24 protein-coding genes are annotated in these 26,652 nt (G+C 68.4%); 14 read left to right on the forward strand and 10 right to left on the reverse strand.

The features are described 5' to 3' along the window. Positions 1 to 4: 4 nt before the first annotated feature. Positions 5 to 1,189 (reverse strand): thiolase family protein, encoded by a 1,185-nt coding sequence (locus tag IEX49_RS06020; RefSeq protein WP_188805217.1) that lies wholly within the window; start codon positions 1,187 to 1,189, stop codon positions 5 to 7. 179 nt (positions 1,190 to 1,368) lie between these two features. On the opposite strand from IEX49_RS06020, the gene IEX49_RS06025 reads away from it, so the two are divergent. Further along, entirely contained in the window at positions 1,369 to 3,039 is a 1,671-nt protein-coding gene (locus IEX49_RS06025; RefSeq protein WP_188805219.1) for an AMP-binding protein, read from the forward strand. Here the strand turns inward: IEX49_RS06025 and IEX49_RS06030 are convergent. Genes IEX49_RS06030 through IEX49_RS06045 form a run of 4 tightly spaced genes read right to left on the reverse strand, consistent with a single transcriptional unit; the run spans position 3,025 to position 6,315 of the window. Beyond that, positions 3,025 to 3,891, reverse strand: coding sequence for an NUDIX hydrolase (locus IEX49_RS06030; protein WP_229672314.1), 867 nt, complete (start codon positions 3,889 to 3,891; stop codon positions 3,025 to 3,027). The two genes, IEX49_RS06025 and IEX49_RS06030, sit on opposite strands and share 15 nt — an antisense overlap. Next, complete coding sequence (locus IEX49_RS06035; RefSeq protein ID WP_188805221.1) at positions 3,891 to 4,880, reverse strand: NADPH:quinone oxidoreductase family protein; 990 nt, start codon at positions 4,878 to 4,880, stop codon at positions 3,891 to 3,893. Before IEX49_RS06035 ends, IEX49_RS06030 begins: the two co-directional genes overlap by 1 nt. A 50-nt stretch (positions 4,881 to 4,930) precedes the next feature. Continuing rightward, positions 4,931 to 5,506: a TetR/AcrR family transcriptional regulator gene (locus IEX49_RS06040; protein ID WP_188805223.1), complete on the reverse strand. Its 576-nt coding sequence runs from the start codon at positions 5,504 to 5,506 to the stop codon at positions 4,931 to 4,933. Between the two features lie 29 nt (positions 5,507 to 5,535). Then, complete coding sequence (locus IEX49_RS06045) at positions 5,536 to 6,315, reverse strand: SDR family NAD(P)-dependent oxidoreductase (protein WP_188805225.1); 780 nt, start codon at positions 6,313 to 6,315, stop codon at positions 5,536 to 5,538. Between the two features lie 142 nt (positions 6,316 to 6,457). Between IEX49_RS06045 and IEX49_RS06050 the strand changes: the two genes are divergently transcribed. Together IEX49_RS06050 and IEX49_RS06055 are read left to right on the forward strand one after the other, a co-directional pair. After that, a complete protein-coding gene (locus IEX49_RS06050; protein WP_188805226.1) occupies positions 6,458 to 7,492 on the forward strand; it encodes a phosphotransferase family protein in 1,035 nt (344 codons plus the stop codon). Positions 7,493 to 7,667: 175 nt separating this feature from the next. Beyond that, positions 7,668 to 8,930: an acyl-CoA dehydrogenase family protein gene (locus IEX49_RS06055; RefSeq protein ID WP_188805229.1), complete on the forward strand. Its 1,263-nt coding sequence runs from the start codon at positions 7,668 to 7,670 to the stop codon at positions 8,928 to 8,930. On the opposite strand, the gene IEX49_RS06060 is transcribed toward IEX49_RS06055, so the two are convergent. The 4 genes from IEX49_RS06060 to IEX49_RS06075 are packed head-to-tail and all read right to left on the reverse strand — an operon-like array spanning position 8,927 to position 12,973. After that, a complete protein-coding gene (locus IEX49_RS06060; RefSeq protein ID WP_188805230.1) occupies positions 8,927 to 9,802 on the reverse strand; it encodes an SDR family oxidoreductase in 876 nt (291 codons plus the stop codon). The genes IEX49_RS06055 and IEX49_RS06060 overlap by 4 nt on opposite strands. Further along, complete coding sequence (locus tag IEX49_RS06065) at positions 9,799 to 10,818, reverse strand: NADPH:quinone oxidoreductase family protein (protein ID WP_188805232.1); 1,020 nt, start codon at positions 10,816 to 10,818, stop codon at positions 9,799 to 9,801. The genes IEX49_RS06060 and IEX49_RS06065 overlap by 4 nt, the downstream gene beginning before the upstream one ends. After that, entirely contained in the window at positions 10,815 to 11,567 is a 753-nt protein-coding gene (locus IEX49_RS06070) for an SDR family oxidoreductase (protein ID WP_188805234.1), read from the reverse strand. Before IEX49_RS06070 ends, IEX49_RS06065 begins: the two co-directional genes overlap by 4 nt. Beyond that, positions 11,564 to 12,973 (reverse strand): PucR family transcriptional regulator, encoded by a 1,410-nt coding sequence (locus IEX49_RS06075; protein WP_188805236.1) that lies wholly within the window; start codon positions 12,971 to 12,973, stop codon positions 11,564 to 11,566. Before IEX49_RS06075 ends, IEX49_RS06070 begins: the two co-directional genes overlap by 4 nt. 203 nt (positions 12,974 to 13,176) lie before the next feature. Between IEX49_RS06075 and IEX49_RS06080 the strand changes: the two genes are divergently transcribed. The 3 genes from IEX49_RS06080 (at position 13,177) to IEX49_RS06090 (ending at position 16,789) form a co-directional block, all read left to right on the forward strand. Then, positions 13,177 to 14,157: a quinone oxidoreductase family protein gene (locus IEX49_RS06080; protein ID WP_188805238.1), complete on the forward strand. Its 981-nt coding sequence runs from the start codon at positions 13,177 to 13,179 to the stop codon at positions 14,155 to 14,157. Between the two features lie 45 nt (positions 14,158 to 14,202). Beyond that, complete coding sequence (locus tag IEX49_RS06085; RefSeq protein WP_188805240.1) at positions 14,203 to 14,982, forward strand: enoyl-CoA hydratase/isomerase family protein; 780 nt, start codon at positions 14,203 to 14,205, stop codon at positions 14,980 to 14,982. A 136-nt stretch (positions 14,983 to 15,118) separates the two neighbouring features. Then, the gene (locus tag IEX49_RS06090; RefSeq protein WP_188805242.1) at positions 15,119 to 16,789 is read left to right on the forward strand and encodes an AMP-binding protein; all 1,671 of its coding nucleotides are present in this window, start codon (positions 15,119 to 15,121) and stop codon (positions 16,787 to 16,789) included. 116 nt (positions 16,790 to 16,905) lie between these two features. On the opposite strand, the gene IEX49_RS06095 is transcribed toward IEX49_RS06090, so the two are convergent. Further along, positions 16,906 to 17,682: a FadR/GntR family transcriptional regulator gene (locus IEX49_RS06095; protein ID WP_188805244.1), complete on the reverse strand. Its 777-nt coding sequence runs from the start codon at positions 17,680 to 17,682 to the stop codon at positions 16,906 to 16,908. 235 nt (positions 17,683 to 17,917) lie between these two features. On the opposite strand from IEX49_RS06095, the gene IEX49_RS06100 reads away from it, so the two are divergent. The 8 genes from IEX49_RS06100 to IEX49_RS06135 all read left to right on the forward strand — a co-directional run bounded on the left by IEX49_RS06100 (position 17,918) and on the right by IEX49_RS06135 (position 26,634). After that, complete coding sequence (locus tag IEX49_RS06100; protein ID WP_188805246.1) at positions 17,918 to 19,084, forward strand: acyl-CoA dehydrogenase family protein; 1,167 nt, start codon at positions 17,918 to 17,920, stop codon at positions 19,082 to 19,084. 1 nt (position 19,085) lies between these two features. Beyond that, positions 19,086 to 19,865 (forward strand): SDR family NAD(P)-dependent oxidoreductase, encoded by a 780-nt coding sequence (locus tag IEX49_RS06105; protein WP_188805248.1) that lies wholly within the window; start codon positions 19,086 to 19,088, stop codon positions 19,863 to 19,865. Between the two features lie 4 nt (positions 19,866 to 19,869). Continuing rightward, positions 19,870 to 21,081: a thiolase family protein gene (locus IEX49_RS06110; protein ID WP_188805249.1), complete on the forward strand. Its 1,212-nt coding sequence runs from the start codon at positions 19,870 to 19,872 to the stop codon at positions 21,079 to 21,081. A 5-nt stretch (positions 21,082 to 21,086) separates the two neighbouring features. After that, positions 21,087 to 22,415 carry an acetyl-CoA hydrolase/transferase family protein gene (locus IEX49_RS06115; protein ID WP_188805251.1) on the forward strand — a complete coding sequence of 443 codons (1,329 nt, stop codon included), beginning with the start codon at positions 21,087 to 21,089 and terminating at the stop codon, positions 22,413 to 22,415. Beyond that, on the forward strand, positions 22,412 to 23,359 hold the full coding sequence (locus IEX49_RS06120; RefSeq protein WP_188805253.1) for a hydroxymethylglutaryl-CoA lyase: 948 nt from the start codon (positions 22,412 to 22,414) through the stop codon (positions 23,357 to 23,359). The genes IEX49_RS06115 and IEX49_RS06120 overlap by 4 nt, the downstream gene beginning before the upstream one ends. Before the next feature lie 88 nt (positions 23,360 to 23,447). Beyond that, the gene (locus IEX49_RS06125) at positions 23,448 to 24,209 is read left to right on the forward strand and encodes an SDR family NAD(P)-dependent oxidoreductase (protein ID WP_188805255.1); all 762 of its coding nucleotides are present in this window, start codon (positions 23,448 to 23,450) and stop codon (positions 24,207 to 24,209) included. A gap of 9 nt (positions 24,210 to 24,218) precedes the next feature. After that, positions 24,219 to 25,058 carry a 1,4-dihydroxy-2-naphthoyl-CoA synthase gene (menB, locus tag IEX49_RS06130; RefSeq protein ID WP_188805258.1) on the forward strand — a complete coding sequence of 280 codons (840 nt, stop codon included), beginning with the start codon at positions 24,219 to 24,221 and terminating at the stop codon, positions 25,056 to 25,058. 64 nt (positions 25,059 to 25,122) lie between these two features. After that, positions 25,123 to 26,634 carry an acyl-CoA synthetase gene (locus tag IEX49_RS06135; RefSeq protein WP_188805523.1) on the forward strand — a complete coding sequence of 504 codons (1,512 nt, stop codon included), beginning with the start codon at positions 25,123 to 25,125 and terminating at the stop codon, positions 26,632 to 26,634. The last annotated feature ends 18 nt before the right edge of the window (positions 26,635 to 26,652 follow it).

Raw genomic sequence — 26,652 nt, forward strand, 5'->3', positions numbered from 1 at the left:
GGGCTCAGGCCCTCCGCAAGAGGGCGGCCAAGGCTTGGCCGCCGCCGATGCACATGGTGACGATGGCCAACTCCTTGTCCTCCCGGACGAGGGTCTTGGCGGCCCGTAGGGTGAGGATCGCCCCGGTGGCACCCACGGGGTGTCCGAGGGCGATCGCCCCGCCATAGGGGTTCGTCTTCGCCGGGTCCAACCCGGCGTCCCGGATGACGGCCACCGCCTGGGCGGCAAAGGCCTCGTTGAGTTCGATGACGTCCACGGTCGCCGGTGAGGTCCCGGTCATCGCGAAGAGCTTCTCGAGCGCCTGGACCGGAGCGTAGCCCATCAGCTGCGGGTCCATGGCGGAGGTGGCCACCGCCTCCAGCGTGGCCAGGCCCTGCACCCCGCGGTCCCGGGCCACGGACTCGCGAGCCAGGACGAGCGACGCTGCGCCGTCGTTGATGCCGGAGGAGTTTCCCGCGGTGACGGTGCCGTCCTTCTCGAAGGCCGGCCGGAGCCCTTGCAGGATCTCGACGCTCGTCTCGGGCTTGGGGTGCTCATCCTCGGTGACGGTGAAGGGCTTTCGCCCGGGGACCTCGTAGGAAACGATCTCCTCGGCAAAGGCCGCATGGGCCTCCGGGGTCGCGGCCCGCCGCTGGGATTCGGCGGCGAACTCGTCCTGCTCCTGCCGGCTCACGCCGTACTTCCGGGCCACGTTCTCTGCCGTGACGCCCATGTGGATGCCGCTGAAGGGGTCGGTCAGGATGGCCACGGTCCCGTCCACGAGCTTGCGGTCACCCAACCGGTAACCGTCTCGAGCGCCGAAGTCGTAGAAGGGCATCCGGGTCATGGACTCGTTGCCGCCGGCGAGGGCGATGTCCACGCCGCCCCAATGCATCTGTTGCGCGGCGGACCACACGGCTTGGAGCCCGGATCCGCACAGGCGGTTGACGGTGAAGGCCGGCGTGCCGTCGTCCAGCCCCGCTGCCAGAGCCACGCGTCGGGCGTTGTAGGCGTCCGGACCGACCTGACCGATGCAGCCCATGACCACTTCATCGACCTCGTCTGGGCCCACCCCGGCTCGGATCAACGCCTCCCGGCTGGCCGCCGCACCGAGCTCGAAGCCCGGAACCGTCTTGAAGACCCCGCCGAAGCTGCCGGTGGGAGTGCGAGCACCGTCGAGGATGACGGCCTTCTCTCGGGTGGTGTCCATGGGAGTTCCTTCGTCAACGGAGGGGTCGCTGTCTGAGATGGATGGCTTGATATCCACTCTAGCCCGCAAGTGCTTAACTATCAGACCAAATGTCTCTCACAATGGTTCCATTAATTCTTCGGACCTCTTACTATGAGGTGCATCACACCCCCTGCCTGTCTCGTCTCCCGGAGGTCCAGATGTCCGCAGTCGCCTATGTTCCAACCCTCGAAGAGCGCTACACGCCTGATCGGATCCGCGCCTTCTATGAGTCAGGCGTGTGGTTCGAGGACAGCTTCTACGGCCAGGCCAGCGCACAGGCCGAACGCCAACCGGACAAGGTGGCCTTCTTCGACTCCACGAGCTCGCTGACGTTCGCGCAGTTCCGGGAGCAGATCCTGAGGCTCGCCGTCGGGTTCAAGAGGCTGGGGGTCCAGCGCGGCGACCGGGTACTGGCCCAGGTCCCGAACATCACGGAGTTCCCGGTGATCGCCGGTGCCGTCAGTCGGATCGGGGCGGTCATCGTGCCCGTCATGCCGATCTATCGGGCACACGACCTCGAACACGTGCTGGAGAACTCGGGTGCCACCGTGGCCTGCTTCGCCCAGAGCTTCGGCGGGTTCAGCTACGAGGACATGTTCACCCAACTGCAGGCGGCCGCTCCGGAGTTGCGCCAGCTCGTTGTCCTCCGCTCGGAAGGCACCCCGGCGGAGGGGACGGTGACCTACGAATCCCTGTTGGTTGACGGGGACCTCGAGGCCCTCGAGGCCGAGGCCGGTCCGGACAGCTCCCCGGATGATCCCTTCGAGATCGTCTACACCTCGGGAACGACCTCCCGGCCCAAGGGCTGCTTCCACACGCTGAACACGGTCCGTTCCAGCGCCGTGCAGATCGTGCGGTCCCTGGACTACTCCGCGGAGGATGTGCAATTCGGGCCGTCCCCGATCACCCACAGCACCGGCCTGGTGACCAGCGTGTTGATCCCCCTGTACCTGGGAGCCTCGTCCCATTTCATGGAGAAGTGGGAGCCGTCCGACGGCGTCCGACGGGTCCGGGAGCATCGGCTCACGGCGGCCGTGACCGCCACCCCGTTCCTGCAGATGCTGATGAAGGCCTTCGATCCGGAGCGGGACGACGCCTCCTCCCTGCGCATCTGGGTGTGCGCCGGTGCGCCGATCCCCGGCTCCGTGGTCTCGGCTGCCACCGCGATGTTCCCGAATTGCAGGATCCTCAGCCTGTACGGGCGTTCGGAGAACCTGTTGACCACCCTCTGCTCGGTCGACGACGCCCCGGAGCGTTCCAGCACCAGCGACGGCCGCGCCGCCGACCCATCCGTCGTCCAGGTGGTCGGCGCCGACGGTGCCGAGCTGCCGCGGGGCGAGGTGGGTGATGTGGCTTACAAGGGCCCGTCCCACATGCTCGGCTACTGGAACAACCGCGAGGCTACCGAGGAGCTGTTCACCCCGGACGGCTACTCGCGGTCCGGCGACCTCGGCTTCATGGACGAGGACGGCTTCGTGCGCATCACCGGCCGGTCCAAGGACATCATCATCCGCGGCGGCATGAACATCTCCGCCCGCGAGGTCGAGGACGAGCTGCTGCAGAACCCGCAGATCGCCAACGTCGCCGTGGTGGCCATGCCGGACGAGCGGCTCGGCGAGAAGTGCTGCGCCTTCGTGGTCCCGGCGGACGACGGCGGCGCCCCGGACCTGGAGACGATCGTCGCCTTCCTGAAGGATCGGGGGATCGCGAACCAGAAACTCCCCGAGCGTCTGGAGATCGTCGAGGAGCTGCCCACGACGGCGACCGGCAAGATCCAGAAGCACCTGCTCCGGGCGCAAATCGCCGAGAAGGTCTCAGCCGGGGTCTGACGCAGTGGTGTGGTGCGGCGAATCCGCGTAGTAGCCGTCCTCCAGGGCGAAGCGGACCCGCAGGGGCTGGGCGTCCGGGACGATCTCCGGTTGGATCGGCGAGCAGTCGGGGGAGGCGTCTAGGGCCTCGGCCACCGTGCCGAACCCCTGCAGGTAGTGGAACTGGGACCAGGTCGGTGGCATGAGGAAGGTGCTGCCGTCCCGGAACCACTCCAGGGCGGTGGCGGCGTCCAGCCACTGGACCGCGCTGGCCTCGCCGCTGACCTGACGGGGTTCCTGCCCCGCTGGCAGGGCCGCCAGGAAGAACCGGGTGTCGTAGCGGCGCGGCTCACCCACCGGGGTGATCCAGCGCGAGAGTGGCCGCAGCAGTCCGACGTCCGGGACGAGCCGGTGGGCGGCCAGGAAGTCGGCGAAGGAGAGTTCGCGTGATTCCAGCTGGGCCCGTTCCTCCTCGAAGTCCCGCGGATCGGCCAGCGCGCGGCCACAACTGGGCCGGACCAGCAGCACGCCACACTCCTCGAAGGTCTCCCGGATGGCTGCCGCCAGCAGTTGCCGAGCCAGGGCAGGATCCGGGCCCAGCATCGGCACCCACGGTTCCAGGTCGGTTCCGGCCCAGAACTGCTCCGGGAGGTCGTCACCCGGGTCGACCCGTCCGCCCGGGAAGACGGTGGCACCGGCGGAGAACGCCATGGAGGTGGCCCGGGTCAGCGTGAAGGCCTCCGGGCCTCCGACCCCGTCTCGCAGCAGGACGACGGTGGCCGCATCGCGGACCGGGGCGGGATCCGCGGCAGGCGCCCTGTACTCGGGGTACGAGGTGGGCACGTTGTCGGGGCTGGTCGCCGACGTGGGCATCAGGACTCCTTGACGGTGACGACGACCTTGCCGACCGCGGTGCGGTTCTCCAGCGATGCGAAGGCCCGCGCCGCGTCCGCCATCGGGTAGGTGTTCTCCACCGCGGGACTCAGCCGGCCGGCGTCGAGCAGATCCTGGACCCCGCGGCGCACTCGGTCCAGCGTTCCGGGGTGCTCCTTCTCCATGACGTCCATGGCGATCCCCGTCAGGGTCAGGTTCCGCAGCAGCAGGCGGTTCACCTTGATCTCCGGGATGGTGCCGCCGGCGAAACCGACCACCACCCCGGTGCCGCCGATCGACAGGGCGCGGACGGTGTCCAGGAAGCCGTCCCCACCCACCATGTCGATGAACCCCGCTACGCCGCGGCCGTCCGTGAGGGATTTGACCTCGTCCAGCCACGCACCGGTGGAGCGGACGACGTGCGTGGCTCCGGAGGCACGGGCCACCCGCTCCTTCTCGTCGGTGGAGACCAGGGCGATGGTGGAGATCCCCTGGGCGCGGGCGATGTCCAGCACCGCGGTGCCGACGCCGCCGGCGGCACCGGTCACCAGCACCGTCCCACCCGGCTGCACCTTGGAGCTCTCGAGGGCATACCAGCCGGTGGAGTAGTTCATGTAGACGCCCGCCGCCTGCACGTAGTCCATGGAGTCGGGGATCCGGACCAGGTAGTCCTCGATGGCCAGGGCCCGTTCGGCCAGGGCGCCCTGCCAGACGATTCCTGCGACCCGGTCGCCGGTCCGCAGTGGGGAGCCCTCCGGAGCCTCCAGTACGACGCCGGCCAGCTCGCTTCCCGCGATATAGGGGGCTTCCAGTCCCGACTGGTACTTGCCCCGTGTCTGCAGTGGATCGATGAAGGACAGGCCCACGGCGTGGACGTCCACCAGGACCCGCCTGCCCTCAGCCCGATGGTGGGCGCCTTCGGGCTCCGGAACCTCCTCCACGCGGGCGGCGGTGGGGCCGGTGAGTTCAGGGATGAGGACTGCCTTCATACGGGTCTCTGCTTTCCTCCCGCCCGGAGGCGGGATGCATCGGTGCGGGCCTAGCCCGTGGTGACGGAGGGGATGGGTCGCTCCAGGGTGGCGAGGGCGCCTTGAAGGAGGGCGAAGAGGTGGTCCTCCACGGCCGCGCCGCGGAGGGTGCGGCCCGGCCAGGACGTCATGGAGAAGATGGCGCCCAGCACGGACTGGACGGACTGAGCCGTGCGGTCCTGGCCCAGTCCGGGGTAGCGCCGTTGGAACAGGAACTCCCACTTCTCGATGTACTGGCGCTGGCGACGGTCGAAGGGGCGCTTCCAGGGATCCGAGAGCGAACGGACCTCCCGCTGGTACAGGCCGACGAGGTGTCCCTTGGTGGTCGAGAAGCGGATGTGGTGCCGCAGGGCGCGCTCGAGGTCCAGGGCCGGATCCTCATGGATCGAGATGGTGGCCGTCATCAGCTCGTCCAGCGCCTCGTTCAGCAGGGTGGCGAGGATCTCGTCCTTGCCGGAGAACGATCGGTACAACGCCGGGCCGCTCAGTCCGGCGCGACGCCCCAGTTCGTCCATGCTGACGCCATGGAAACCCTTCTCAGCGAAGGCGCCGGTGGCGGCACTGAGGATCGTCTGTTCCCTGCCCATAGAGGGAGACTATCCGTGATAACGACCGTTCACAACAGCAAGACGCCTCCATCCACGGGGATGCTGGTTCCGGTGATATAGGACGAGGCGTCGCTGGCCAGGAACACCACCGTGGCGGCGATGTCCTCCGGGTCCCCGATGCGGCCCAGGGGGATGCGGGCATCGATGATCTTGCGCTGATAGTTCTCGCTGTAGTGGGCCGTGGCCTCCGTGGGGAAGACTCCGGGCATCAGCGCATTGACCCGGATCCCACGGGCTCCCCACTGGGCCGCCAGATCCCGGGTCAGGCCGAGGACTCCGGCCTTCGAGGCGCTGTAGGCGGCCGCCGGCATCCTCGCGGTGGTCACCGCCATCACCGAGGAGAAGTTGATGACCGATCCGCCGTCCGCCAGATGCCGTCCCGCAGCCTGGGCCATCCAATAGGAGCCGTTGAGGTTGAGGTCCACCATGGAGAGCCAGTGCTCCGGCGGATCCTCGGTCGCCTCGTGGTACTCGCCCCCGGCCCCGGCGTTGTTGACCAGGATGTCCACGCGGCCGAAGGCCTCCTGTGCGGCATCCGCCAGGGCGAAACAGGCCTCGCGGTCGGTGACGTCGGTGGGCACCGCCACGCAGCGCGCCCCGAAGGCCTCCACGGCCCTACGGGTCTCGTCCAGCCGCTCGGCCCGTCGGGCGCCGATGGCCAGATCGGCACCCGCAGCGGCGAGCCCCAAGGCGACGGCCACTCCCAAGCCGGACGAGGCTCCGGTGACGATGGCGGTCTTGCCGGTCAGGGAGAAGCGGTTGCGGAACCGTTCGGGAGAGTAGTCCATGGTTCCAGTGTCCGCGGCCGGCAGGTCGGCGACCAGGGGATGGCCGGTCCCTCACTGTGGAGTTCTCCATGACCGGGCCGGGGCGGGCCTTGCCCCGCGCGGTCCGGTGCCGGACAGTGGCAGGGTGACTGGACGTGCTCAGGTGCTCGCAGAATCCTCCGTGGTTGAACGGGTGGCCGCCGCTGCGCGGAATGCTGCCCCATGGGCCGGTGTGGGGCCAGCGCCGGAGGTGGCCGGGATGCGGCGGCTGCCGGGTGGGGTCTCGAGCCTGACCTACGCGGCCGAGATCCGCGCCGGGGGTGCAGACGGGTACCCCGTGGTCATCAAGATCGCCCCGCCGGGGCTGGACCCCGTGCGCAACCGGGACGTGCTGCGGCAATCCCGGCTGATGGCGGCGATCGGGGCCACCGGCGCGCTGCCGGTCCCGCGCATCCTGATGGACGACGACGGCGACCCGCCCCTGTTCGTCATGGACCTCGCCCCCGGGCAGTCCTATGAGCCGTTGCTGGACGTGGCCGAGAACCCTCCCCCGGCCTCGGTGGTCCGGGAGCGGGCCATGACGGCAGTGGCATCCCTGGCCGGCCTCCAAGGCCTGGACCCCGTCCTTGCAGGGGTGGGGGAGCCGGTCCTCGACCTGCGAAGGGAACTGGACCGCTGGGAGAGGCTGCTGCAGACGGTGCCCGATGAGATCGTCCCCGGCCATGAGGAGCTGTACCGCAGGCTGGCCGCAGCCGTCCCGACTGATGCGGCTCCGGTGCTGGTCCACGGGGACTACCGGCAGGCCAACATGCTCTTCGAGGGTCCCGTATTGAACGCCGTGATCGACTGGGAGATCTGGTCGGTGGGCGATCCACGACTCGATCTGGCGTGGCTGCTGATGCACACGGCCCCCGCCCACCGCTACGCCCGAACGCGTCCCGAGGCAGACCGGGAGGCCGGCGCCGGGATGCCGACCCGCGAAGAACTGGTCTCGGCGTACCTGGAATCCGGCGGGCCCGCTCGGCCGGATGACCTGCCCTGGTTCCTCGCCTATTCGTACTACAAGGTCGCCTCCACGCTGGGAGTCATCGTCAAGCGCAGCCGGAAGGACGCGAAACCGCCTAAGCATCTGCTGGCGGCAGCTGACAGTCTGCCGGACGTGGTGGCCTACGGTCTGGAGGCGCTGAGCGCGAGGTGACCGGCCGGCGTCGCCTCCGCCACTGGAGAAGCCCACACCCGGGAGGATCGCGGCAGGGGCCTGAAGCCGACCGCGGGCCCTAGGGTCGCAGCAGATCATCCCCGTCTCACCGGACGGGCACGCCGGGCCACCCTGTCCCACGGGTACACCGGCACCATCCCCACGAGAGGACCCCATGGACTGGTCAACACCCGCACCCCTGCAGGACCTGCTGGACCGTCTGGATGCCTTCATCGACGCCGAGATCGCCCCCTTGGAGCAGGAACACCCGCAGTTCTTCGATCACCGCCGGGAATACGCACGGACGGACTGGGACCGCGACGGGGTCCCGGCCCGGGAATGGACGGAACTGCTCGGGGAGATGCGCCGCCGGGCCGACGCCGCGGGGTTCTACCGTTACGGGCTCCCGGCGGCACTCGGTGGGCAGGACGGTTCGAACGCGGACATGGCCCGCATCCGAGAGCACCTGCTGGCGCGTGGACCGGGCCTGCACTTCCCCCACAATGACGAGGCCTCGGTGGTGGGCAACCTCCCGCTGGCCCTGGTGCTGCACGAATACGGCACCCCGGAGCAGAAGGATGCCTACCTGCACCGCTACGTCGACGGGGAGATCGAGATCGCCTTCGGACTCACCGAACCCGGCCACGGCAGCGACGCCACGTTCCTGGAGACCACGGCCCGCCGGGACGGCGACGACTGGATCATCCAAGGGGCCAAGCGTTTCAACAGCCTGTCCCACGCGGCCGAGGTGGATGTGGTGTTCGCCCGAACCTCGGGGCAGGATGGCAAGGCCCAGGGCATCACCGCATTCCTCGTCCCCACGGCATCGGAGGGGTTCGAGATCCCCTTCAACTGGTGGACCTTCAACATGCCGAGCGACCACCCGGAGGTCCACCTGAACTCCGTGCGGGTGCCGAACGCGGCGATCCTCGGCGAAGAGAGCCGGGGCCTGGACCTGGCCCAGCTGTTCGTCCACGAGAACCGCACCCGCCAGGCGGCGTCCTCCCTGGGCGCGGCCCAGTTCTGCATCGATGCCTCCGTGGCCTACGCCCAGGAACGGACGGTATTCCGCAAGCAGCTCCACGAACACCAGGGCGTCCAGTGGCAGCTGGTGGACCTCAACACCGAGGCGGAGATGGTCCGCAGCCTGCTCTACCGGACGGCCGCCCTCATGGACGAGGGCGGCAAGACCAGTGCCAGCCCGCTGGTGTCCATGGTGAACCTGCGGTCCAATCAGCTGGCCTGCAACGCCGCGGATCGGGCGATCCAGATCCACGGGGGCACCGGGTACACGCGGCACCTGCCGTTCGAGCACCTCTATCGGCACCACCGGCGGTACCGGATCACCGAGGGGGCCGACGAATTGCAGAAGCGGCGCATCGCCAGCAGCATGTTCGACTTCCGATCTTCCGCGCCGGCCCCCGGCACCCGGGGCTAGTCCGTACCGAGGATCTTCGGGGCGACGGATCGGTGGAACGGCTGGAACGGTGAGACATTGCGCGCTGGCTCGGGCGTGACCCAGGCGCGCGAACCGTTGGGGGCCGCCCCGTCCACGCGGATCACCGAGCCTGAGGTGAAGCCCGAGGCGGGCGAGAGCAGGTAAGTGATCGCTGAGGAGACCTCGGCCTCGGAGCCCCAGCGTTGTAGGGGGATCTCCCCGCGCAGGTCACGTTGCATGTAACCGTCATCCTCCCGGTCATAGGTGTCCAGCCCGGAGGAGGCGATGGACCCCGGGGCCACGGCGTTGACCCGAACCCCCGACTCGCCCCATTCGGCGGCCGCCGTCTGGGTCAGGTTCCACATGCCGGCACGGGCGGCCCCCGAGTGGCCGTACATCGGCCAGCCCATCCACATGTCCGCGACGATGTTGACGATGCCGCCTCCGTGCTCCTCCATGGTGCGGTTGTAGACTTCGCGCATCATGATGAAACCGCCGACCACATTCGAGCGCAGCACGGCCTCGAGGCCCTTGGTCTTGATGGTCTTCAGGGCACCCCGGTACTGGCCTCCGGCGTTGTTGACCAGACCGTGGATGTGGCCGCGATCGGCCAGGACCGCCTCGACGATCTCGATGACGCGTTCCTCGTCGCGGATGTCCCCCAAGTAGGTGGAGACCGAGCCGCCGTCCTCGAGGATCTCGGCTTGAACGGCATCGAGCTTCTCCTGGGTGCGCCCCACCAGTGCCACGTGGGCGCCGAGGGAGGACAGTTCATGGGCCGTGCACCGGCCGATGCCGCTGCCGCCGCCCGTGACCACCACGGTCTGGCCGGCGAACAGGTCGCTCCGGAATGCTGACTGGTATCCGCTCATGGGTGTTCTCCTTCAGGTGATGCCGTTTGCTCCGGCCGTACTTCGATGACAACTTTCCCGTGGGCCTCGCGTCTGTCGATGATGCCCATGGCTGCTGGGGCCTGCTCCCACGGAAGGACATGGCCAATGAAGGGATGCACCGCGCCGCCGGCAGCCAGTGCCTCCATCTCCCCGAGCAGTCGCTCCCCGAAGCCCGGGTGCCGTTCCAGCCAGGGGTTCACAGCCACACCCATGACGCTGAGATCGCGCAGCAGCAGGCGGTTGACCCTCACCTCCGGAATGCTCCCTTCGGCGAAGCCGACCACCATCAGGCGCCCGCCGACGTCCAGGGACCGCAGGGAGTCGGTGAACCGATCCCCACCGACCGGGTCAATGACGATGTCCGCGCCGTGGCCGCCAGTCGCGGCCCGGGCCAGGTGCGACCAGTCCTCGTCCGTCCTCAGGACGTCGGTGGCTCCGCACCGGGCGGCCGCCTCGGCCTTGGAATCAGAGGACACCACGGCCAGGAGGCGGTCGGTGCGGTCCCTGAGCAGGTCCAGCACCGCGCTGCCCACGCCGCCGGCCGCGCCGTGCACCAGCACGGACTCCCCATCCGTGAATCCGGCCCGATACAGGGCGAACCACGCGGTCGCATAGTTCAGGAAGAAGGCCGCACCCTCGTTGAAGGACATCGTCGGGGGGATGCGCACCGTATAGCCGGGGATGGCCGTGACCTGCTCGGCGACGGCGCCGAAGACCGTCAACCCCGCCACCCGGTCGCCCACCGTGAACCTGGAACCGGCAGGGGCGTCCAGGACGATCCCGGCGAACTCGCCGCCGGCCACATAGGGCACCGGTGCCGCATGCTGGTAGGCGCCACGGGACTGCAGCACATCGGGAAAGGCGACGGCGGCCGAATAGACCTCGACGAGCAGGCGCTCGCCGCTGGCCCAGGGATGCGCGCCGACGGGCTCGGACACTTCTGTGAGTTCGGCGGCCTCCGGGCCGCTCGTCACGGGAACCTGCAGAGCCCTCATGGGATCTCCGGAGACGGGTGGTGTGCGGAACCCGAGCTGGCCATCGAATCCACATGGGAGACCACGCTGGAGGTGACGCTGCGGTGGTTCAGGAAGTCGCCGCCGTCGATGGTCAGCAGTTGGCCGGTGACCATCCCTGAGGACTCGGCCGCGAAGAAGGCGACGCCGTTGGCGATATCGGCCGGTTCCACGAACCCCTCGGGCAACGTTCGCAGCCAGGCATCCTGGACGTCCTGCGGCATCGAAAGGATGCCGCTGCTGGCGGTCATCCCGGGCAGCACCAGGTTCGCCGTGATGCCGCGGCCGGCGCTCTCCGCGGCGACCGTGCGGACCATGCCGATCAGTCCGGCCTTGGAGGTGGAGTAGGAGACCTGCGCCGGCATGCCCTGCACGGCCGAGGTGGACGAGGTCAGGACGATGCGGCCGTAACCGCGCTCGCGCATCCCGGTCAGGCATTGCTGCAGCACGCGGAAGGTCCCGGTCAGGTTGATCTCCAGGTCCAGGCGCCACTGATCCAGGTCGAAGGAGTGGGCCCCGCCGAACAACGTGGTGATCGCCGCGTTGCCCACGTAGACGTCGATGGGGCCGAAATCAGGCAGCTCGTCCCGGGACAGGTCTACCTGCCACGTGCAGCCGGGTTCCCGGTCCAACGTCACCACCTCGAAGCCATCGGACTCGAGCCGGGCGACAATTGCCTCACCGATGCCGCCGGATCGTCCGGCGCCTGTCACCAATGCGCGTCTGCTCATGCGATCCTCCTGCTGTTTGTCTGGTCCGTTGGGTCCGTTGGGTCCGTTGGGTCGGCCTGGTGCGTCTTCGGTGGCGCGGAGCCGCGCGCCGGCAGGGCGCCGGTGAGTTGGAGGACGAGCAGCGCCGTCTGGACGGACAGCTGGTCGTTGGCGTTACCGCCCACGTCCAGACCGGTGATCTCATGCACCCGGCCTAGCCGGAGCCGGATGGTGTTCTCGTGGACGGCGAGGGCGCGCGCCGAGGCCCGGATGCTGCGGTCGTGGCCGAAGTAGGACTGCAGGGTCACCAGCAACGACCGCTGGGTCTCATCGCCGCGCAGCAACGGACCCAGTACCTCGGAAACATAGGCGCGGATGGCTTCGGTGTCCGCATTGGCCACGAAGAGCCGAGCCGGACCAAGGTCATCCACGGCCAGGATGCGCTGTCTCCTTGGGGAGAACCGGTCTACGCATCGGGCGACCTCCCGGGCCTCCCGGTATGCGCGGCGCAGGCCCATGCGGTCGGTCACCGAGGAGACCCCGACGGCGGCGCCCGGCCTTCCGTCATCGTTCCGTGGTTGCAGGTACCGCCCAACTGCGTTCTTGACCTCGTGGACGAAGTCCGCCGGCGCCCGGCCGTCGGGTGCCTCGACGAGCAGGATGGTGCCCTGGTTGCCCTGAGTTCCCAGGACCTCCACGCCGAGCGCGGAGGCGAGCCGGGCCGCGGCGCGGGCCTCGTCACCGGTGTGGGCGATGTGGCCGGCCTGGGACGGACGGCCGAGGCCGTGCCCTTCAGTTTCCGCGCGGCCTTGCTCTGTGGGGTCGGAGAGGTAGACGACCAGCCGCTTGCTGTCGACGTTGACGCCGAGGTATTCGCCGCTCGCCACCAAGTCGTCCTCGGCCCCGGACCCCCGTACCAGTTGGCGGGCCAGCAGGGACCGGGCGTTCCAGGCGGCGCGGGCCACGCGGTGCTGTGCGTCGTATTCGGTGGCCAGATGATGGGCCACGCGATCGGCGAGGATCCGGTCTGCCTCCTCGAAGAGCCGGGGCATTTCGGCCACCACCCACCACGCGTGGGTGATCCCGCGCCGGGCGACGGGAACCACGAGGTGTCGTCGAGCCAGACCGAGCGAGGGGGACGGGGGAACCATCGTGGCCTCCCGGCTATCGGGGTCGATCCCTCCGTCCATCTCCGTCAACGACTCCCATCGGGGGGTGGAGAATGCACGGGCGCGGGCCGTGCAGGCAACCAGCCGGCCATTCGCTCCGATCAGCCATTGCGGGCGGTCCGAGAGGCCCCCGGCGGCGGACACCAGGCCCACCAGACCCTGATGGGCGGCGGCGCTGTCTGCCAGAGTCAGCTCGGCATGGTGCAAACGGGGCAGGTCCGAGGGGGCGGGAAACGCGGACGCGGGGCGGCTGGTCATCAGTGTCCTCCCTGCGGGCGGTTAGTCTTCATCGACACTTTAGAATGGTCAGTCCATTAAGCGCAAGTGAAGGCCGTGGGACGGCCTGTCCGACCATGCGAGTCGAAATGTCCATGGGGTGGCGAGGGTACAAGTGGGCCGCCGCCCCTTGCTCAAGGTGGCCGGTCTTGTAAGGTGTGAATGGTCAGACCGAAAGGGGCAAGATGCAGGCGATCGTGATGCGCGACTATGGCGGACCGGAGGTCCTGGTCCCGGGCACTGTCCCCGACCCGCAACAGCGTGACGGATGGACCACCGTGCGCCTGGGAGCCAGTGCGCTGAATTGGCATGACACCCTGGCGAGGCACGGCGTCTACCACTCCCCGTTGCCGGCCGTGCTGGGAGCGGATGGCGCCGGGACCGTGGTGGAAACCGGGGAGGATGTCGTCATCCTGCCGTCCCTGTTCTGGGGTGGGCGGGAGTCTGCCCCAGCCACGGGTTTCGAGATCCTCGGGGACCACCGCGGCGGAACCTATGCCGAGTTCGTGTCCGTGCCGGATGAATGCATCTTCCCCCGCCCCGCCGGCCTGGGTGTGCACGAGGCGGCGGCCTTCGGGTTGGTCGGCGTGACGGCCTACCGGGCGCTGTTCACCCGCGGGCGGTTGGTCGCCGGTGAATCACTCCTGGTCCTCGGCGCCAGTGGGGGTGTGGCCACCACGGCCGTCTCCCTCGCGGTGGCCGTCGGGGCCACGGTCACCGTGACCTCCACCTCGGGGGCCAAGATCGACCGGGCCCGCGAGTTGGGGGCGACGGCCGGCGTCGACCATTCCGCCCCCGACTGGGTGGAGCAGGCTCGGAAGCTGACGCCGGGGGGCAAGGGCTATGACCTGGTCCTGGATCCCGTGGGCCGCGTGGGCGAGTCCCTGGGCGCCCTGCGGGCCGGCGGCCGGTGCGTGGTGCTGGGGGCCAACGCGCAGGAGACGACGCCCTTGCAGGTGCGGCCCTTCTACTTCGGGCAGTACGACCTGATGGGCACCACCATGGGCAGCCCCCGGGACTTCGCGGGGCTGCTGCGGCTCGTGCGCGAGCGGACGGTCCGCCCGCCCATCATCGACCGCACCTACCCACTGGACCAGGCCGCCGAGGCCCATCGATATCTGGAGTCGGGAGCCGGGTTCGGCAAGATCGTGCTGGACCATGGCTGACCACTGACCACTGATCACTGATCACTGACAACAGGAGAAGCCCTCGTGGACACCACCATCCGCTATGACGTGCGCGGCGCCGTCGCCACCATCACTCTCGACGACCCTTCGACTCGCAACGCCCTCGGGGATGAGACCCTGGACCAACTGCTGGCTGCGCTGGAGACGGCCCGTGACGACGGAGCCATCCGCGTGGTCGTGTTGCGGTCCGCCGACCCGAAGGTCTTCTCCTCCGGGGGCAATCTCAAGGCCTTCACCGATGACCGCCCGGTGGTGGATAAATATGCCGGGCTGGACCGGTTCCCTCGCCTGTACAGATTGCTCGGTGGGCTCGGCAAGCCCGTGGTCTGCGCTGCCGAGGGGGATGTCCTGGCCGGCTCCTTCGGCCTGGCGCTCGCGTGCGACTTCATCGTGGCCGTCGACGGCGTCAGGTTCGGCTGCCCCGAGATCAACGTGGGGGTCTTCCCCTTCATGATCTCCGCCCTGATCTACCGCAGCGTGCCCCGCGCCCGGGCCAATGAGCTGATGATGACCGGCGAGCTCATCACTGCGGCCGAGGCGCACCGGCTGGACATCGTCAACCGGGTGGTCCCGCGAGAGGACTTCGAGGATGAGCTCTCCGGGCTCGTGGATCGCCTGGCTTCCCGCTCGCCGCTGCTGATGCGGATGGGCAAGGACGCCTTGGACGCGACCCGGGACATGCCGCTCGACTCCGCGCTGGACTACCTCCAGTCGCAGCTGGCGCTGGCCTTCGCCACGGAGGATATCCGCGAGGGAGTGGCCGCGTTGAAGGACAAGCGGGAGCCTCGGTGGACGGGCCGGTGATGCCCCTCGCGGCGGGCAACAATGGGCTTATTGTGCCAATGGTCTGACCGAACTAGGATGTCAGTGAGCCCAGTCACAGATGTGGCCGCGGGCATGGCCGAAGCAGGACGAGAGTAATGGCCCGGAAGGGGACCTGATGGCATTCGCGACAGTGCGTGACCGCTACACCCAGGAGCAGATCGAAGGCTTCTATGCCGAGGGCTTCTGGGGTAGACCCACCATGTTCGAGGCGCTCGAGCACCAGGTGGCGCAGCGCGGTGACAAGGTTTTCATCACCGACGACACCACGGGCTTCACCTATCGTCAGGTCCACGATGACGCCGTTCGGATCGCGGCAGGTTTGTCCCGGCTGGGCGTGGGGCGCGGTGATTCTGTGGCCATCCAGATGCCCAGCTGGGCCGAGTTCGCGGCGCTGGCCATGGCCATCAATCGCGTAGGGGCCATCATCGTTCCGGCCCAGCCGATCTACCGGACTGACGAGGTCAGGCACATGATCGCGACGGCCAACGTCAAGGCCGTCTTCACGGCCACCGAGTACCGCGGGTTCGACCATGCCGGTATGTGGCTGAGCTTCCTGGAGTCTGCCCCGAGTCTTGAGCACGTCATCACGATCCGTGGCGAGGGGCCCGCCGGGACACAGACGGTGGAGTCCCTCATTGAGGGCATCGCCGTGGAGGAGGCACAGCGCGAACTCCCGGCGGCTGCCGGCCCGGATGACGCGTTCGCCATGGTCTTCACCTCCGGCACCACGTCCCAGGCCAAGGGCTGTCTGCACACCTTCAACACCCTGGCCACCTCGGCCCGCATCCAGGCGGAGAACTACCGCTACACGGAAGACGATGTGCAGTTCGGCCCGAGCCCGCTCACCCACACCACCGGACTGGTCACGAGCATCATCCTGCCCCTCCTCTATGGAGCCGCGACCCACGTGATGGAGCGGTGGAATCCCGAGTTGGCCTTGGAGCAGATCCGGGAACACCGCTGCTCCGTCACCGTGAACGCCTCGACCTTCCTGCAGACGCTGCTGGAGGCCTATGACCCGGCACGCCACGATGCCTCGACCATGAGGGTCTGGACCCTCGCCGGTGCGCCGATCCCGGCCTCGCTCGTGGAGAAGGCCCGCCAGGCCCTGCCGAACCTCTCGGTCCTGAGCCTCTATGGCCGCACCGAGAACACCTCGATGACGATGTGCACGCTGGATGACGAGCCGGAGCGGTCCCTCACCTCGGACGGGCGCGCCTTCCGCGGCCAGGAGATCGTGATCCTCGGCCCCGGGGACGAGATCCTCCCCGCCGGCAAGGAGGGTGAGATCGCCTTCCGTGGCGCCATGGTCCTGCTGGAATACGTCGGTGAACCGGAGAAGACGGCCGAATCGTTCACGGCCGAGGGCTACTCCAAGTCCGGTGACCTCGGGATCCTGGACGAGGAGGGGTACCTGCGCGTGACTGGCCGGCTGAAGGACATCATCATTCGCGGCGGGTACAACATCTCCGTCCGCCAGGTCGAGGACTTGCTGGCGGCGCATGAAGCGGTGGGCAAGGTGGCCGTCGTCGCGATGCCGGACGAGACCATGGGCGAGCGGGCCTGCTGTTACCTGGTCCCCGCCGCCGGCCATGATCCACTGACGCTGGACGAGATTCGGGACTACCTCCTGGGCCACGGACTGGCGATCCAGAAGGTCCCCGAGCGTCTGGAAGTGGTGGACGAGGTGCCCACGACGCCGACGGGCAAGATCCAGAAGAACGTGCTGCGTGCCGAGATCGCCCGCAAGGTCCTGGGGGTCCCGGACCTCAGCAGCGCAGGCTAGGTTCCGTCCTGTGGCGAGATCCGCAGTAAGGCGCGAGCGCGGCACCGGATGTCCGGTGCCGCGCTCGGGTGTCGAGCATGGCGTGGGGGTGGACGTGTCGCTTCGGCGGAGGGCGCCTATAGGCCGACGTTGATCCCCGTGCGCTCGTCCACCTCGAGGAGAGCCTCCGCGTAGGAATGGACGTGACGGGTCATGCGACGCACGGCGGCGTCCCGGTCCTGTTCGCGGATCCCGCGGGTGACAGACCGGTGGGCCCGGACCGTGGTGGCCCGCACCGCGTCGTCCACGAATCCCTGGTTGTCCGTCGCCTCGTAGATCGCGCGGGATAACGCGCGCATCATTCCCGAGAGCAGCTCATTGTGGCTGGCTTCGGCGACGGCCATGTGCCAGTCAACGTTGATCTGGAGGAATTCGGCGAGCGAGGCGCCCTCTGCCTGCTCGATCTGGTCGTTGAGCTCATTCAGGCGCTTGAGGTCCTCGTCGGTGCGGTACAGGGCGGCGAGGCCGGCGCACTGCGGCTCGATGGCCTCGCGGGTCTCCAGCAGGTCGTCCAGCCGGATCTGCCGTCCGCGAATGAGCAATTCCACGGAGTTGGCCACGGAGTCGCTGTCCGGCCGGCGCACGAAGGCTCCACCCGATCTGCCGGTGCGGATGGTCACCAGGCCCTGAACCTCCAGGATGCGCAATGCCTCCCGGACGGTGGTGCGGCTCATGGCGGTCTGGGCGACCAGCTCGCGCTCGGGTGGCAGTGAGGTTCCCTCGGGGAAGTCGCCACGGAGGATCCGCTCCCGCAGGTCGTCCGCCAGGACGTCGGAGGCCTTGGGCACCTGCAGTGGCGACAGGGACGCAGAGGGCGCCTCCGGGCTCGGCGTGGTGCCGTTCGATGTGGCCATGGTTGCCTCCTGGGTTGCGCGGGTGTGCGACGTGTGGGCTCCTCGGGCGAACCGGTTCCTCGGCGGTCACGCCACCCATCCGAAAGCAATGGTTCAAGAATTTCCCTCACCACCGAGATTACCAGTAGGGGCATCGTGACTAAAGGGTCAGACCTTTGGTATGGTTTCGAGCATCGGATGCAGCGACCGCATCCAGCCCCTCACGGGGCGCCCCTTCATCTCAGGAGGCCTCCGCATGGACTTCGAACTGACGGAAGACCAGCAGACCATCAAGGACGCCGTGGCAGAGCTCGCCGCGCGCTTCGACCACCAGTACTGGATGGACAAGGACCTCAACAAGGAGTTCCCCACCGAGTTCTACGATGCCTTCGCCGAAGGCGGCTGGCTCGGGCTGACCATTCCCGAGGAGTTCGGCGGCCACGGCATGGGCATTACCGAGGCCTCCCTGCTGCTGCAGGAGGTGGCGGCCTCCGGTGCCGGCATGAACGGCGCCAGCTCCATGCACCTGTCCATCTTCGGCATGCATCCCGTGGTCGTCCACGGCACCGAGAAGATGAAGCAGGAGAACCTGCCCCGCATCGCCGCCGGTGACCTGCACGTGTGCTTCGGCGTCACCGAGCCCGGTGCCGGCCTGGACACCTCCCAGATCACCACCTTCGCCCGCAAGGACGGTTCCGACTACGTGGTCAACGGCCGCAAGGTCTGGATCTCCAAGGCCGTGGAATCCGAGAAGATCCTGCTGCTGACCCGGACCACCAAGGCCGAGGACGTGCAGAAGAAGACGGACGGCATGACGCTGTTCTTCACCGACCTGGACCGGGCTCACATCGATGTCCAGCCCATCAAGAAGATGGGCCGCAACGCGGTGACCTCCAACGAGCTGTTCATCGACGACCTGCGGATCCCCGAGGAGGACCGCATCGGGGAGGAGGGCAAGGGCTTCACCTACCTGCTGGACGGCCTCAACCCCGAGCGCATGCTGGTGGCCGCCGAGGCGCTGGGCATCGGCTATGCCGCCCTGAAGGCGGCCACCCAGTACGGCAACGACCGGGTGGTCTTCAAGCGCCCGATCGGTAAGAACCAGGGCATCCAGTTCCCCCTGGCCGATTCACTGGCCCGCCTCGAGGCGGCCGAGCTGATGCTGCGCAAGGCCACGTGGCTCTACGATCACGGCAAGCAGTGCGGCAAGGAGGCGAACATGGCCAAGTACCTGTGCGCCGATGCCGGCTTCGACGCGGCCGACCGGGCCCTGCAGACGCACGGCGGCATGGGCTACTCCGAGGAGTACCCCGTGGCCCGTTTCTTCCGCGAGGCCCGGCTGACCCGGATCGCCCCCATCAGCCAGGAGATGATCCTCAACTACCTGGGCTCGCACGTCCTGGGCATGCCGAGGAGCTACTGAGATGACCGTGGAACAACGCACCTACCCTGCCGTCTTCTCCCTGCAGGGCCGTTCGGCCCTCGTGACCGGGGCCGGTGCCGGCATCGGCGAGGCCGTGGCCCGCGCGCTGGCTGCGGCCGGCGCCGCGGTGCTCGTCACCGACCTTCAGGAGGAGGCCGCCCGCGCGGTGGCCGAGTCCATCGTCGCCGGTGGCGGTACCGCCGCCCATGCCGCCCTGGACGTGCGCAACGCCGAACAGGCCGCCACTGCGGCGCGCCAGGCCGCGGAGCTCAACGGGGGAACCCTGAACATCCTCATCAACAACGCGGGGGCCATCGCCCCGGCGATGTTCCCGAAGATGACCGCTGAGCAGTTTGAATTCGTGGTCGGCGTCCACCTGGTGGGTTCCTTCACCGTCAGTCACGCGGCCCAGGAATTCCTGCCCGACGACGGCACGGGCCGCATCCTCAACGTCACCTCGGCCGCGGGGCTGACCGGCACGATCGGCCAGGTGAACTACGGCTCCGCCAAGGCCGGCATCATCGGCCTCACCAAGTCCCTGGCCAAGGAACTGGCCCGCCGCCAGATCACGGTCAACGCGCTCGCCCCGCTGGCCGCCACGGCCATGACGGAGACCGTGCGGACCAATGAGAAACTGTCCGCGAAGCAGCTGGCCCGGATCGCCATGGGGCGTTGGGCCACCCCGGAGGAGATCGCCCCCAGCTTCGTGTTCTTCGCATCCGATGCGGCCAGCTACATCACTGGCCAGGTCTTGCCGGTCGACGGCGGAACGGTGGTCTGAAACCATGAGCAACACCGCGCGTACGCAACGTTCCTTCACCAACCCGTTCATCGAGAACGGCCGCGATGCCTGGATCGTCGAGGCCCTGCGCACTCCGATGGGCAAATCCCACCCGGAGAAGGGCTGGTTCCGGGATGTCCACCCGAACGAGCTCCTCGGCCGGGTCTACACGGAACTGCTGGAATCCACCGGTCTGGCCCCCACGGAGATCGAGGACCTCGTGGTCGGCTGTACGGCACCGTTCGGCGAGCAGTCCCGCAACATCGCCCGCAACGCCTGGTTGCAGGCCGGTTATCCGCCGGAGGTCCCCGCCACCGTGCTGGACCGCCGCTGCGGATCGGCCCAGACTGCCGTGGAGATGGCCGCCGGGCTGGTGTCTTCCGGGACCCATGACGTGGTGATCGCCGGCGGAGTGGAACACATGGGTCATGTGCCCATGAACTCCCCGGCGGAGATCTCCAAGCTCTACGGCGAACCGTGGCCCGAGGAATTGCGGGCCCTGTACGACTTCGTGCCGCAGGGTGAGAGCGCCGAGCTCATCGCCGATCGCTGGGGCATCACCCGCGAACAGATGGACGAGTTCGCCGTCCGCTCCCATGCCAGGGCCGCCGAGGCCGTGGACGCCGGCCGCTTCAAGCGCGAGATGATCCCGTGGGAGACCCAAGGGGAGCGTCATGCCAGTGACCAGACGATCCGCCCGGGCACCTCCCTGGACTCGCTGTCCGGGCTGAAGACCGTCTTCCGTGAGGATGGCCGGATCACCGCCGGCTCCTCCTCGCCCATCTGCGACGGCGCCGCCGGTGTGGTCATGGCCTCGGACGCCGCCGTCGAACGCCACGGCCTGACCAAGCGGGCCCGCATCCTGGACCAGACCACGGTGGGGGTGGATCCGATCATCATGCTGACCGGCCCGATTCCCGCCACGCAGAAGCTGCTCCAGCGCAATGGGATGACGATCGACGACATCGACCTGTTCGAGATCAATGAGGCCTTCAGTTCCGTGGTCCTGGCCTGGGAACAGGAACTGAAGCCGGACATGGAGCGGGTCAACGTCAACGGCGGCGCCATCGCCCTGGGTCACCCCGTAGGCGCCACCGGCTCCCGGCTGTTCGCCACCTTGCTGGCCGAAATGGAGCGGCGTGACGTGGAGATCGGCCTGGTCACCATGTGCTGTGGCGGCGGCCTCGGCACTGCCACCCTGATCCAGCGGGTCTGACGACCATGGCCCGCATCGATTTCAGCGCTCTGCTGGCGGAGGCGTCCGCCAGCGGTGCCGTACCGGGCGTGTGGTGGGGCCAGGGGGCCGGGGAACCGATGTCCTTGGTGGACGCCCTCCTGGACGCCCTGGCGGATCCGGACTCCGCGCTGGACCGGGTCCGCGCCTTCAGTGGCCTGAGCTTGAACGAGCGCCTGGGTCGGGATCTGCCGGCAGGCCTCGAGATGGAGTCCTACGGCGCCCTTGGGCAACTGCGCAAGGTCGCGGCCGCCGGCCGCCTGGAGGTCGTCCCGGCCAACTATTCGGCGTTGCCCCGGCTCTTCGCGCAGGGAAGGCTCCCGTCCGACGTCGGGATGGTCCAGGTCTCGCCGCCGAACCGGAACGGCGAGGTGTCCCTCGGTGTGGCCGTCGATTACTTCGGCGACGCGATCGGCTCCACGCGGATGCTGATCGCGGAGATCAATCACGCCATGCCCTTCCTCGAGGATTCGCCCCGGCTGCCGCTCTCCGCGTTCGCCGCCACCGTGGACGTGGACCGGCCCCTGGCCGAGATGGGTCACCGCGCCCCGGACGAGGTCGATCTGGCCATCGCGGGTCATGTGGCCGGGCTGATCGAGGACGGCTCCACCCTGCAGATCGGCGTCGGCACGCTGCCGAATGCCGTGCTGCGGGCGCTGTCCGGGCACCGGGATCTCGGCTTCCACTCGGGCATGGTCACCGACGGCGTCCTCGACCTCATCGAGTCCGGCGTGGCCACCGGTGCCCGCAAGGAGATCGACACCGGGGTGGCCGTGACCGGTTCCGCCCTCGGTTCCGCCGGCCTCTACCGCCGGCTCGGCGAGAAGCAGGGCCGGCGGCAGGACGGCGGGCTCGACGTGTCGTTCCGTCCGGCCAGCTACACCCACGACCCGGCCGTGCTGTCCCGACTCGGCAGTCTCGTCTCGATCAACTCCGCCCTGGAGGTCGATCTGTCCGGCCAGGTCGGATCCGAACGCGTCGGCGGACGCTTCCTCGGTGCGATCGGCGGCCAGGCCGACTTCAGCCGGGCCGCGGCCCTGACCGGGGCCCGGTCCATCATCGCGTTGCGGTCCACCAGCCGCGGCGTCTCCACCATCCGCCCCGAGCTCGACGGCGGCTTGGTCGCCACCGCGCGCGCCGACGTCGACGTGGTGGTCACCGAGCACGGCGCCGCCGTGCTGACCGGGCTGACGGAGCGGGCCCGCGCAAGAGCCCTCATCGGCATCGCGGCGGAGGAACACCGCGATGGCCTGACCCGCGCAGGCTGCATCCAGACGACCGAGAAGAACCAGACGACCCAGGAGGTACCGGCATGACTGAGACGACCACCAACGCCACCCCCGGTGAGGACCGCACCGTGGTGATCCGCGAGGTCGGCCCGCGGGACGGCTTCCAGAACGAACCGGAGACCATCGCCACCGCGGACAAGATCCGGCTGATCAATGAGCTCGGACAGACCGGTCTCACCCGGATCGAGGTGGCCAGCTTCGTCCGCCCGGACGTCATCCCGCAGCTCTCCGATGGGGTCGAGGTGCTGAAGGGCATCGACCTGCCCGAGTCGGTGGAACGCATGGTGCTGATCCCCAACACCAAAGGCCTGGACAACGCCCTGGCCATCCGCGAACTCTTCGATGCCTGCACCCTGTTCGTGAGTGCGTCGGAATCCCACAACAAGGCCAACATCAACCGCACGGTCCGCGAGACCATGGAGGATGTGAAGACCATGGGTGGAAGGATCGCCGCCGAGGGCATCCAATACGGTGCGGTCATCGCCACCTCCTTCGGCTGCCCCTACGAAGGACACGTCCCCATGGACCGGGTCCTGGACCTGGCCGAGGAGTTCGCCGAGTCAGGCGCCACCGAACTGGGTTTCGGGGACACCACGGGCATGGCCAACCCCGCCTACGTGCACCGCTTCTTCACCGAGGCGGCCCGCCGGCTGCCCGGCGTCGAGCTGACCGCGCACTTCCACAACACCCGTGGCCAGGGGCTGGCCAACGCCTACGCGGCGCTGGAGGCCGGCTGCCGGTCCTTCGAATCCAGCTTCGGAGAGCTCGGAGGCTGCCCTGTGCCCAAGGGCTCCACCGGCAACATCGCCTCCGAAGACCTCATCAGCATGTTCCACGAGATGGGCGTGGAGACCGGCATCGACCTGGACGCCCTCATCACTGCGGCCCGCCACGCCCAGGAGGTGCTGGGCCGCAAGCTGACCAGCCACTCGATCGTGGCCGGTCCCGTCCTCTGGGAGTCCGCCGCCTGATCGGCTCCATCCACCGAAGAGCCACCACCATCACCACGACCATTTCGGGCGTCACCGCCCGAACGCATGACCTGAAGGGAACACGACCATGACCGAAGAACGCACCGCACTGATCACCGGAGGGGCCCAGGGCATCGGCAAGGGCATCACCACATCCCTGGCCGAGGCCGGGTTCTCGGTGGTCATCGCCGACCTCAATCTGGAGGTCGCCACCGCCACCGCCGAGGAACTGACCGGCCGCGGGCTGAAGGCCTCCGCCGTACAGATGAACGTGACCGACTCCGCCTCCGTTGCCGAGGCGGTCCAGCAGGCCGAGGCCCAGTCCGGCCCCATCAGTGTGCTGGTCAACAACGCCGGGTGGGATGACTTCATGCCCTTCCTGGACACCACCGAGGAATTCTGGGACAAGATCGTGGACCTCAACTTCAAGGGCCACTTGCGCACCGTCAAAGCCATCGTGCCCGGCATGATCGAGCGCGGCTACGGCCGCGTCATCAACATCGGCTCCGACGCCGGCCGCGTCGGTTCCTCGCTCGAGGCCGTGTACTCCGGGGCCAAGGGCGGCGTCATCGCCTTCACCAAGACCCTCGCCCGGGAGATCGCCACGAAGGGCGTCACCGCCAATGTGGTCTGCCCCGGCCCCACGGACACCCCCGCCTTGCGCAAGTTCGCGGACGGTGCCGGCGATGACGCGGACAAGGTCATCAACGGGATGAAGCGGGGCGTGCCGATGAAGCGCCTCGGCACCCCCGAGGACATCGGTCCGGCCGTGGCCTTCTTCGCCTCCGAGGGCGCGGGATTCGTCACCGGCCAGACCCTGTCCGTCTCCGGCGGACTGACGATGGCCTGAGCTGTGGACATGGCCGAGACGACCACGCCGGAAACCTGGAACGTCTCCGGGAACTACGAGGACATCCGCTACGAGACCACCCCCGATGGCATCGCCAAGATCACCATCGACCGCCCCGAGGTGCACAACGCCTTCCGGCCCCAGACGCTGATCGAGGTGTCCGATGCTCTCGTGACCGCCCGCGAGGACGAACGCGTGGGCGTCATCATCCTCACCGGTGCCGGTGACCAGGCGTTCTGTTCGGGCGGGGACCAGCGTGTGCGCGGCGACAGCGGCTATCAGACTGCTCCGGGCACGACGGGACGGTTCCACGTGACGGACCTGCACGTGCAGATGCGCCGGTGTCCCAAACCGATCGTGGCCATGGTCGCCGGCTGGGCCATCGGCGGCGGCCACATCTTGCAGATGGTCTGCGACCTGTCCATCGCCGCGGACAACGCGCGCTTCGGACAGGTCGGTCCGCGCGTCGGCTCCTTCGACGGCGGCTTCGGCGCCTCCCTGCTGACTGAACTGGTGGGGGCGCGCAAGGCCAAGGAGATCTGGTTCCTGTGCCGCCAGTACACGGCCGAGCAGGCGCTGGAGATGGGCCTTGTCAACACCGTGGTGCCGCTGGAGCAGCTCGAGCAGGAGACACTGTCCTGGTGCCGCGAGATGCTGGCCTTGTCCCCGTACGCGCTACGCCTCATGAAGGCCTCCTTCCATGCGGCCGAAGACGGCTTCGCGGGCATCCAGCAGCTGGCCCATGACGCGAACCTGCTGTTCTACGGCACGGAAGAGGCCCAGGAGGGCCGCGAGGCGTTCAAGGCCAAACGGGAACCCGACTTCTCGAGGTTCCCCCGCCGGGCCTGAACCGGGATCCCGGTGCTTCCCCTGCCACTGTCCCAGACCGTTCACCACCTACGTGAGGACCACCATGCACGCCCTCGGACTGGCCACCTGGTTCCGCCGCCGCGCCGAAAGGGATGGATCCCGAGATGCGATCTCCTTCGCCGGCCAGACCCTGACCTTCGCCCAAGCTCAGGCCGAGATCGAGGCCTTTGCCGACATGCTGGCCGCCTCCGGGGTCGAACCCGGGGACCGGGTCGCCTATGTGGGGTTCAACCACAGCCGCTTCCTCATCGCGCTGTTCGCCACCGCGCGCCTCGGGGCCATCTTCGTGCCGCTGAATTTCCGGTGCACCGGCCACGAGCTGGCCTACTTCGTCCGGGACAGCGGCGCACAGTTGCTGATCGCCGACGAAGCGCACTCGAGCCCGGTGGACGAGGTCCGCGCCGACCTCGACGTTCGGACCTACCTGCGGTTCGGGGAGGGTGCGGAGGAATGGCAGGGCATCGAGGAGCTGCTGGCCCGGGGACATCCGCACGTCCAGGAGGCTCCCGTGGACGCGGAGTCTCCGGGCGTGATCGTCTACACCTCCGGCACCACCGGCAACCCCAAGGGTGCCGTCCTCTCGCACCGGAACCTGTGGACGAACAACGTCAACTGGATGCTCTCGGTGGGCTACGGCTCTGACCATGTGGCTCTGACCTCAGCACCCTTGTTCCATTCCGGCGGCATGTGCGTGATGACCCTGCCGATGCTCATGGCCGGTGCCCACGTCATCATCCACGAGAAGTTCGACCCCGGTCTGTTGCTCGATGACGTGGAACGGTACCGGGTGACCTCGCTGTTCCTGGTCCCGGCCATGATGCAGGGCATCAGCCGGCACGAGCGCTTCGACTCGGCCGACCTGTCCAGCATCCGCATCGTCGTGGCCGGCGCCGCTCCCGTGCCGGAATCCCTGCTGCGGCTCTATGGTTCGCGGGGCATTCCCGTGAGCCAGTGCTGGGGCCAGACGGAGGTGGCCACCGGTGCCACCTTCCTCGGAACCGAGGAGGCCCTCGACAAGCTGGGCTCCTGCGGGACGGCGGGCTTCCTCAACGAGGTCCGGCTTGTCGACTTCAGCGGCGAGCCGATCACCGAGCCGGGAGTCCGCGGCGAGCTTTGCGTGCGTGGGGACACCGTCACCCCCGGGTACTGGAACCTGCCGGAGGCGACGGCGGCCGCGCAGGGCGGAGAGGGATGGTTCCGTACCGGGGACGTCGCCTACCAGGACGAGGACGGCTACTTCTACATCGTGGACCGCCTGAAGGACATGATCATCAGCGGTGGGGAGAACGTCTATTCCGCCGAGGTCGAGGACGCGATCTACGGTCACCCGGCCGTGTCCGAGGTCGCCGTGATCGGCGCCGCCGATGAACGCTGGGGCGAACGCGTGGTCGCCATCGTGGCTCTCAAGGACGGCGAGAAACTCGACCTCGAGGGCCTCCGCGAGTTCGCCGGTAAGCGGCTGGCCCGCTACAAGCTGCCCCTCGAACTGAGACTGGTGGACGAGCTGCCTCGCAACACCACCGGGAAGGTCCTCAAGCACGAACTGCGCGCTTGAGGACCCTGAGCGGCTCGT

The organism is Citricoccus zhacaiensis (assembly GCF_014645315.1).
Lineage (GTDB): Bacteria > Actinomycetota > Actinomycetes > Actinomycetales > Micrococcaceae > Citricoccus > Citricoccus zhacaiensis.

Bases quoted from the DNA above. Each gene is read 5' to 3' on its own strand.
- IEX49_RS06020 (WP_188805217.1), bottom strand. From the start codon at position 1,189: ATGGACACCACCCGAGAGAAGGCCGTCATCCTCGACGGTGCTCGCACT.
- IEX49_RS06025 (WP_188805219.1), top strand. From the start codon at position 1,369: ATGTCCGCAGTCGCCTATGTTCCAACCCTCGAAGAGCGCTACACGCCT.
- IEX49_RS06030 (WP_229672314.1), bottom strand. From the start codon at position 3,891: ATGCCCACGTCGGCGACCAGCCCCGACAACGTGCCCACCTCGTACCCC.
- IEX49_RS06035 (WP_188805221.1), bottom strand. From the start codon at position 4,880: ATGAAGGCAGTCCTCATCCCTGAACTCACCGGCCCCACCGCCGCCCGC.
- IEX49_RS06040 (WP_188805223.1), bottom strand. From the start codon at position 5,506: ATGGGCAGGGAACAGACGATCCTCAGTGCCGCCACCGGCGCCTTCGCT.
- IEX49_RS06045 (WP_188805225.1), bottom strand. From the start codon at position 6,315: ATGGACTACTCTCCCGAACGGTTCCGCAACCGCTTCTCCCTGACCGGC.
- IEX49_RS06055 (WP_188805229.1), top strand. From the start codon at position 7,668: ATGGACTGGTCAACACCCGCACCCCTGCAGGACCTGCTGGACCGTCTG.
- IEX49_RS06060 (WP_188805230.1), bottom strand. From the start codon at position 9,802: ATGAGCGGATACCAGTCAGCATTCCGGAGCGACCTGTTCGCCGGCCAG.
- IEX49_RS06065 (WP_188805232.1), bottom strand. From the start codon at position 10,818: ATGAGGGCTCTGCAGGTTCCCGTGACGAGCGGCCCGGAGGCCGCCGAA.
- IEX49_RS06070 (WP_188805234.1), bottom strand. From the start codon at position 11,567: ATGAGCAGACGCGCATTGGTGACAGGCGCCGGACGATCCGGCGGCATC.
- IEX49_RS06075 (WP_188805236.1), bottom strand. From the start codon at position 12,973: ATGACCAGCCGCCCCGCGTCCGCGTTTCCCGCCCCCTCGGACCTGCCC.
- IEX49_RS06080 (WP_188805238.1), top strand. From the start codon at position 13,177: ATGCAGGCGATCGTGATGCGCGACTATGGCGGACCGGAGGTCCTGGTC.
- IEX49_RS06090 (WP_188805242.1), top strand. From the start codon at position 15,119: ATGGCATTCGCGACAGTGCGTGACCGCTACACCCAGGAGCAGATCGAA.
- IEX49_RS06095 (WP_188805244.1), bottom strand. From the start codon at position 17,682: ATGGCCACATCGAACGGCACCACGCCGAGCCCGGAGGCGCCCTCTGCG.
- IEX49_RS06100 (WP_188805246.1), top strand. From the start codon at position 17,918: ATGGACTTCGAACTGACGGAAGACCAGCAGACCATCAAGGACGCCGTG.
- IEX49_RS06105 (WP_188805248.1), top strand. From the start codon at position 19,086: ATGACCGTGGAACAACGCACCTACCCTGCCGTCTTCTCCCTGCAGGGC.
- IEX49_RS06110 (WP_188805249.1), top strand. From the start codon at position 19,870: ATGAGCAACACCGCGCGTACGCAACGTTCCTTCACCAACCCGTTCATC.
- IEX49_RS06115 (WP_188805251.1), top strand. From the start codon at position 21,087: ATGGCCCGCATCGATTTCAGCGCTCTGCTGGCGGAGGCGTCCGCCAGC.
- IEX49_RS06120 (WP_188805253.1), top strand. From the start codon at position 22,412: ATGACTGAGACGACCACCAACGCCACCCCCGGTGAGGACCGCACCGTG.
- IEX49_RS06125 (WP_188805255.1), top strand. From the start codon at position 23,448: ATGACCGAAGAACGCACCGCACTGATCACCGGAGGGGCCCAGGGCATC.
- menB (WP_188805258.1), top strand. From the start codon at position 24,219: ATGGCCGAGACGACCACGCCGGAAACCTGGAACGTCTCCGGGAACTAC.
- IEX49_RS06135 (WP_188805523.1), top strand. From the start codon at position 25,123: ATGCACGCCCTCGGACTGGCCACCTGGTTCCGCCGCCGCGCCGAAAGG.